Source organism: Gilliamella sp. wkB308, from assembly GCF_001690185.1.
Taxonomy (GTDB): Bacteria; Pseudomonadota; Gammaproteobacteria; order Enterobacterales; family Orbaceae; genus Gilliamella; species Gilliamella apicola_I.
On the sequence record NZ_LZGN01000010.1, the window covers coordinates 1 to 8,626 of the forward strand.

Genomic DNA, 8,626 nt, shown 5'->3' on the forward strand with positions numbered 1-8,626 from the left:
GTAATAGCACTGCCACTATTGTTACCGATTGCCAGATTACGGAAGCTAAACTGACCATTATTATCCGTCATCGACGTCATTGGCTTGCCATCTTTATCCATCACATGCTTTTTATCACTGTCTAACAGATAAACATTTACACCCGATAACCCCTTATAACTGTCAGCTGAGTTTGAACCTGTCCCTTCACTGTCTTCTACAAGCTTACCTTCAATAATACCACCATGGATATAACCAAAGTCCTGATCGGTTAGGTTACCCGTGATATCAATGATTGCCTGATTGACTGTCTTCGGTAAGGTTAAGTAACCTTTGCTGTCATGGTGCGCATCATCCGGGTCAAAGCTTGCTCGTAACGTGCTCGGTACCCCTTCCACTTCAATTTGCCATTTGCCCGGAATAATACCGTTTAGTTCATAAACTGTCTCACCGGCTGCAATTGTTTGTGTTATCTGTAATGCCGGATTGTTGATATTACTCAATTTCACCGTCAAGTCCGCATTAACACTACTGTCCGTGGAGGCGTTGTACACTCCGTCATCATCACTGTCTAAGTAAATTTTACCTTTAATACTGGTGCTACCTTTCCACGCAAAGCTTACCCCTGTCGCTTTATCCGTTGCTCCCGTAAACTGATAAGTTTCACTCATTTCACTGTCAGTCTTATTGAGTACTACCGGGTGACTGCTGTCGCTTAACATAAAGCTGCTAACATAATCCGTGCCCGGACGACTTACTTTTACCTGATAATCAACACCCGAGACTAAGTTGTCAAACTGATAGTTGCCTAACTCGTGCTCTGCACTACCCGTACTGACCGCTTTAACCTCTTTCACCAGATTATTATCTACATATAATCCTACCGTGTAATCCGTAAATAACGTATCAATTCCGATATCCTGTGCATTTATCACCTCTCCATCTTCCGCAATCACGTCTATCACGACCTGACCTTCAATGCTCGCCTGTCCTTTCAGACCGAAATCAACCGTGGTGATTTTGGTTGACGACGAGGATGGGGATGAGGTTGAGGATGGGGAGGCGATATCGACAACAGCACCATTACCGGTAATGGATGTAATCGCGCCACCCACTTTCTGTGCCACATAACTGAAGTCATAACCTGAATTTGACGGTGCTTCTACGGTGATTGTCCAGCTGCCTTCACCTATATTCGCAATTTCATATTCACCGTGACTGCCACTTTCTGCATCTAAGGTTAAGCCACGGCTGTTTGTCGCCACAACTTTCACCCCTGATAAGGTGGCGGTGTGATAAGTCTGATGCGTTCCTTGTCCTGAGTAGTCTTTATAAATAGTCCCTTTTAACACATTCTCACTTTTAAAGCCGAATGCTTGTTGCTCGGCAACATCACTGGCTGAAAATCGGTCATCTTTCGGACTATTGACACTAAACGTCACCTGATTGCTCACTGTCGTTGAATTCGGACTGAACACCAGTCTGTAACCGGAACGCTCAATCGCTTTATCATCAATTTTCAGCACATAATCATGTTGGCTTAAGTCTTTTATCTCAAATAAACCGGTTTTTGCATCAACCTTAATCTCCTGTTCCACAAATCCTGATTTCGCCGATGTTAACACCAGTTTCGGCGTAATTGGCGTACTTAAGGCACCAAAGGCAATATCATTTGCGCTATATTTACCGTCGTTATCGGCATCGATCACCACATAACCTTTAATAACAGCACTGCCGTGATAACCTATTTCTATTCCGTTAACTAATGACTTATTATCAGCAACATTCACTTTGAGCGATAAGTTAGGTGACCCAGCTTTAACTGCACCTTGTCCTATATCCGTATAGCTCAATTGGTAACCATCCCAGTCAGCCACGGTTTGTAAACTGTTCTCGGTGATAATCCAATCGCCTGCCGATACGTTGCTCACCTCAAAGTTACCTTTACTGTCAGTGGTCACTTTTTTCGTAATTGTGCTACCCGTTTTAGTCAGTGTTAATGCTAAACCGGATAAATCCGCATCAATCGCTGAGTAGGTTTGGCTGTTGTCTATATCAATGCTGACATGACCTTTGATCATGGCAATATATTTATATGCTGAGCTATTAGTTAACTCATTTTGTTTTAACGTTTTAAACTCAAAGCTATCACTATTTCCGGCTATGACACTTTCTGCAATTAATTGCGTTCCTTCCTGTGTGCTAACCTGAATTTGATAGTTACCGCCTTTCGGTAATTTTTCAAACTGGTAGTGACCTGAATTGTCGGTATTAACCTTTTTAAGCTCGACATAATCCGTTGCACCCGGTGCCTGATAATTAAGGGTCACATTGATGCCATTAAGCCCTTCGTTATCCTGTCTGTCTTTACTGTCATTTTCATCAATCCAGACATAACCACCGATTTTTAATTTTCCTACCAACAGATAATTGTTATCCAGTGAACCTTTTTTTGGTAAATTCGCAACCGGAATAACAATATTTTTCGGATCGTTACCGGCTGAGCTTTGTTTAAACGCATGGTCAGCATTAGCGTCTAATTTCAGTACCACAGAATAGTTAGCATTATCACCAAACACCAGATTAGAGAAATGATACTCACCATCTACGGTTTGTTGGGTCATTAATAGCTTACCAGTTCCATCTAAACCGTCACGTAGCTCAACGGTATACGTGATCGCACTATCAAGTAAATAGGCAAACGCATTTAACTGATTAAAATCGGTATTATTATCGGCATAATCAACATAGATTTTACCACCAATACCTTCATCACTCGCTTGTTTAAAATAGAAATTATTGTCTTTTATACCCACATTAGTTAAATCTAGACCAGATAAAGTATCAATTGGTTGAGTGGTACCTTTACTGTTTTTAACTAATGAATAACCATCCGGTGAAGCGACAATATTAATGCTGTACTTCCCTTGGGATAGATTATAGAAGTGGTATTCACCTTTATCATTGGTATACTGACGTGCAATCTCGTTATTGTTTGCATCACGTAAACCAATTAAAACTTGAGTAATTGGTTCAACTGGATCGCTACCATTTAACAAGGTTTTTCCAGAAATTCCGCTGTTGATTGCATAACTACTGTTTATACCAGCAGACGGTGAACTATTTGAACTACCTGCCAATAAGAAGTATTGGTTTTGAACTGTCTTTCCAACATCTTCAAAGTGAATCGGTTTTAAATTGATATTTGTGTTACCCTCTGCATTAGCAATAACACCAAAACCTTTTGTGGGTTCAATTTCTACAATATAATCAGTATTTAAATCAATACCACTAAAGCTATAGTAACCTTTCGCATTCGTTTTTACTTCACGATAAAACGTACGATTGGTACCATCAAATTTATATAATTTGACGTTTATATCCGGTATCGCCATGTCCCCTGTTTTATTAACATTATTTTCTAGTGTGCCATTATTGTTAATATCAACCATTACATGACCGGTGATCGCCGCATCGCCGTTTTTCTTGTAAATAAAATCTAAATTATCACCCGTTACTTTTGGTGTTTTTACATCAATGGTAATACCCGTTACTGTATTTGAAACACTCTTTAATTCATAACGTTGTTTATCTAAACCCTGTTCAGTAACTTTAACGGTATAAGTATCATTAAATAAATTTTTAAAGTTATATAGACCGGATTTATCAGTTTTAGTTTTTGCATAGAGTTCACCATTACGATATAACTCAACGGTTACCCCCGAAATCACAACATCATTTGTGCCCGGAGTAAAAAAACCATCATCGTCATAATCGTAATAAAGTCGACCACTGATTTCTGTATCATTTTTCAGTTTTACTAACCAGTACTGATCTGGTGCTCCCAATAAACCTGAAGGCGCAACTTGCATATATTCCAGATTTGTTTGTACTTTTGTTGGCAGATAAGCACCTTTTAACTGACCACTGTTACCGACCAATTCAAATTGCGAGGTATCCAGACCTGTTAAACGTAATAACATATTGGTTAGATATAATTTTCCTCGCGTTGAATTCGCGGCAGTATAAGCAAATTCGCCCGTGTATTTTAGATTTTTATCGATAAAGTCAACTTGATCCAAAATATCGTCAACATTACCGTTAAAATATCCCGGGTAGATGCGAGGCGTAAAAATACCACTTACAGTTAGTATATCTTTATTATACCTAATGAGTTCTTCTTTAGTCAGCTCAGCTGCCCCGTCTTTGTTTTTAGAACCTGTTACATCCAGATAAAGCTTGCCCGAAATTGCCTCGGTCGTATTTGATGGTACAGCTTGAGCTTGCATTAGATATAATTTATTTTTATCTAAATTATTGGCAAGTGAACCATCGGCTAATACTTCAAAATCTAACGTTCCTGGTGGTGTTGCTGGATCCATATCCGCAATGTCGATAAAATCATTGCCCGGAGTGTGAACTATGCGGTATTTGCCTTCCGGTAGTGAGTATAGCTCCATCGTCCAGAACTTACCCCAATACTGATAATCATTACTGTTTTTATCCCAATAATAAACATTTGATGTATTACTCCCTCTCTCTGAATCTGAACCATACCTATCGCCATTCATATCATTAACAGGCATAGCACGAATATTACCTTTTCCTTGCATTAGAAAATTTTTAACAATTGGTGCACCAAGTTTGTCAAATCGAATTTTATGGCTAGCTGCAAGATCTTGACTGCTATTTTCTACTGCTGTTACGCTTTTACGTAATGCTTTAACGATAAAATCTTTTCCAGCTGTTAGCCCATCAGCGCCGGTAAATTTATAAAGCCCATCAGAACCAGTTTTTTTAGATGCAATAACACTTTGTCCGCCTATTACACAAGCATTGTTATCTTTACAAAGTAAGACTGTCGCATCAAAAAGTGGTAGATCATCATAAGTCCCTGGAATATTAACTTCTAATTTCCCTTTGCCAGAATATGTATCTAGGTAAACTTTACCACGAACAATATAATCTTGTTGTTTCAGCTTATACCAAAAGTTAGTTCCCTTATTATGATCTTTTCCACCTTCAATTTTTATTTCAAAAACTGACTGGTTATTTTCAACGCCAGTATTTTGATCATTATTTTCAAGTTCAATATCTTGTGAATTAAAATTACTACCAGCAGAAAAACTTGGTCTAGTTAAAACACGATATTGACCATCCGGTAGATTTGTAAAATTATAATAACCGTCCTTATTTGTACCAAAATTTGTGAATAAGTTCCATGTATTATCTGACTGCTTTTTGTATAACGATACCTGGGCAAATTTAATTGCTGTATCTTCATCTGGGTTATAATTACCCAAAGCGCCAGAATGACTATTATTCAGATAAACGTAACCAGATAGCGTATTCGGCTTTTTAGGTTTGAAATACATAGCATTCGAGTGTGAAAGTTCCGTTTGTATTGTTAAAATATAATCACCACTCGAATAGTCAACTTCAATTTCGTCATTAATATCATCAATTTTATAAGTATATAACCCTGCATGATCAATCGGAGCAGCTATCCTACCGAGTGCACCGAGCACGCCATAAGAACCAGGTTTGCCAAGCGTTGCAGCTAATGGAGTTCCTTGTTTATCAAGAAGCGGAGTTACGCCATCTTCTTCATAAAAAGAGACTTTCATGTAAGTTGTAGCAGTGTGTGTTAGGTTGACACCATCAACCACACCACCCCAAGCTGTCTTTAAATTAGCTGTTCTAATATTGCTTTCAACGTTTAACGTTCCTAAGTTCTCTCGAAGGGGAGAATACCAAAAGTTTCGATTCGATTGGGTTCCTTTACCTAAACCAACAACAATAATTTCTTTAGGGGCGATATTAGCCTGAGTACCATTACTAAGTTTTACTTTCCCTTTATGGCTACTTCTTGATTTTGGTGAAGTACTGGTTGATTTACCATCAGAATCATTCACAAAAATATAGGAATTTAAATCTATACCGGATTCGTTAATGACCACTTTATAATCTTTGCCGATCGCCAAACCACGGAATTGATATAATCCATTGCTCTTATTTGTTGTTTGTGTAGCAATCTTTTTCCATGTACTACCATCGTATTGATAAAGATCGACGGGGGTTTCTAAATAAGTCGCATTTGACAAAGGTAATATATTATAAGGCTTACCAGAATCAGGTCCCCTAGGCAAAAACTGATTTGATAAGACAAATACCTGACCAGATATCCCAGATAAACTTGAATCATTTGGATCAATTTTTAATAAAAATGTCGGACCACTTGTTTGGTTATTTGCGTCTGTTATTTTGATGTTTTGTTCAAGTTTGCTAAGTGGAATATAAGGCGCTTTCACATTGGTTACTTTTATGTCATAACTCGCCACCGCTAAGTCTTTAAAACGATATAGACCATCATCGCTTGTAGTTATCGTTTTTGTGCCCAAGACTTTGGTTGTCGTGCCGGGATAGTAAAGCTCGACATTCATACCTAATGCGCCAGTATCCGTATCAGCACCATAGATACCGTCATTGTTTTGATCTATAGCTACGATTCCATCGACGCCCCATTCATTACGTGGTTTTATATTGAATGCACCTTTTTGATTGGTACCATTCATATTAAACTCTATCGTATTAATGTATTTATGCGAATTATCGGGTAATGTTGCATCCCATAAGGTATATTTAGTTTGATTACTTGAGTCAGCAATAAAATCTTCGATATCAACAATTAGGTCATACTTATAGGTTTTTAAAGTATTTTTGATGTCAATTTCACCTTTATCATTGGTGGCAAGCGTTAACTCTGTTGTTGATGCAGAATTAATTAATTTAATGGGAATATTTTTGGCGCCATTTCCTTTTTCATCCTTAACATCTAAATGAATATCACCGCCTTGCCCTTTGATAAATAAGTTCTGAGCAGACGCACCGGTATCAACGATAAGTTGCACTGAACGATCAATGGTTTCACCTTCTGTCGTCCTTGCCACAACCTTATATGTCCCCAGTAACGGCGCATCTAATTTATAGCTACCATCCTGATTTGTGGTCGTGTCCGATAGTAACTTTTGATTACTGTCATATAATTCAACTTTTAAACCCGTTAACGGCATTTCTGTTTTACTGGCCGTATTGTCATAATCTAAATAGACTTTTCCACCTATATCAAAGGCATATGCTGTTGATATCGTCGACACCGATATCAACGCAGAAGCTAATAAGTGCTTTATGCTTCTTAGCATCGTCTTTTTCACTGTTGCATTATGCTCAGTTCGCATTATCTTCTCTCCTGATATGCGTAAATTCTTCTCTTCTTTACGTTTTTCAACTCTTGGGGCATTGAACTGCATCTTCGGTAAGTGCTTTTCTACACCGGTAACTTTTTGCCAACTGTTCATTAGAAACTCCCCACTACATTGACAAACCAACCTCGTGAACGGTAGTTCAGGTGTGTTAAGTTGTCGTTATAATCCGTGAAGTTGTAACCCACGCCCATCTTAATATTGTCACCAATATAACGATAAACACTGGTCACCAATCCGTCTTTGTGGTCATCTGCCAGACTTGTTCGTAACGTTCGACCTTCAACCTGATATTCCCAGTCGCCTGTCTTGTAATTAACGCGCAACGCATACAAACTTGCACCCGATGAGTACCAGTCACTTTCACCTTTATAACGTAAATGTCCCTGTCTGTGCGCCGCTTTAAACGCCGTCTCCCAGTTCGCATTCCATTCGTAAACACCTTCTAATGACCATACCCAGCTCTTTTGGTCATACAAGCTCGACGTATAACGTTTACCGCTTGATGATGTTGAGTTCACTATCAACTGGTCATCCGGATCTAATCCATACACATACGTCAATTTACCAAATAAGTTCAGGTTGTTTATCGCTCTCGGTCGGTAAGCAAAACCAACCATCGATTCCGTGTAGTTACTCACCACTTCACTGTTGTTTCTGTGCTCCCCTAACGTCTTGGCAAAGTCAAACTGTACCAGCCAGCTTAAGTCTTCATTAACCACCGTCTTCGCCCGGTTAGTGGTCACCCATTGTCTTATGCGTTCATTGCCGTTATCGATTCGGTATTCCACACGATTACGGATTTGGAAAACATCATTTTTATAACCGTATCCCACCGCCCAAACATCACGACGGGTTTCGTCATTTCCGGTTAAACTGGTGTGATTGCGGTGACGGTTGCTCACACGCCCTATCGAGTAAGACCCCTCTATAAATTGGGCTTCCGTCGGTTTATAACTCACCCCGTAAACATCCGATGTCGTGTGGTCTATGCGGTTAGTTTTAAATTGTCGCTCAGAATATAACTCCATTTGACTCGTCGCCTTGGTTCGACCACCGAATACCGTTGTAATACCGCGACCCGAACTTGAGTCCACATCATTAAGTACCTTCGTGTATAAGTTGGTGCGGTCATTCACATCCCAGCTGCCCTGGATGCCACCACCGCCTCCACGGTTTGACACAAACAATTCCGCGCCAATATTAATGCTGTCCGTTATCTGAGAGCTGTATCCCACCGTCGTGCGGTTGTCATTCGACACATCACCCGATTTGCCTAACGTCAGCTGCTGAATAATGTAACCTTTGTCCCGTCCGTCAAAAAACGAGCGTTCCAGTTTCGCCGCCACCAGCATTTCATGCGTGCTGTCCTCACCATAATTGTG

The 8,626-nt window shown here is 39.5% G+C and carries 2 protein-coding genes; both read right to left on the reverse strand.

Translation table 11 applies throughout. The features are described from left to right. On the reverse strand, window positions 1–7,337 hold a 7,337-nt coding region (locus A9G10_RS01680; protein ID WP_143425921.1), incomplete at its 3' end, for an MSCRAMM family protein. Then, window positions 7,337–8,626 (reverse strand): hypothetical protein (locus A9G10_RS12690; protein ID WP_179855795.1); only part of this gene is annotated, 1,290 nt, incomplete at its 5' end. The genes A9G10_RS12690 and A9G10_RS01680, both read right to left, overlap by 1 nt.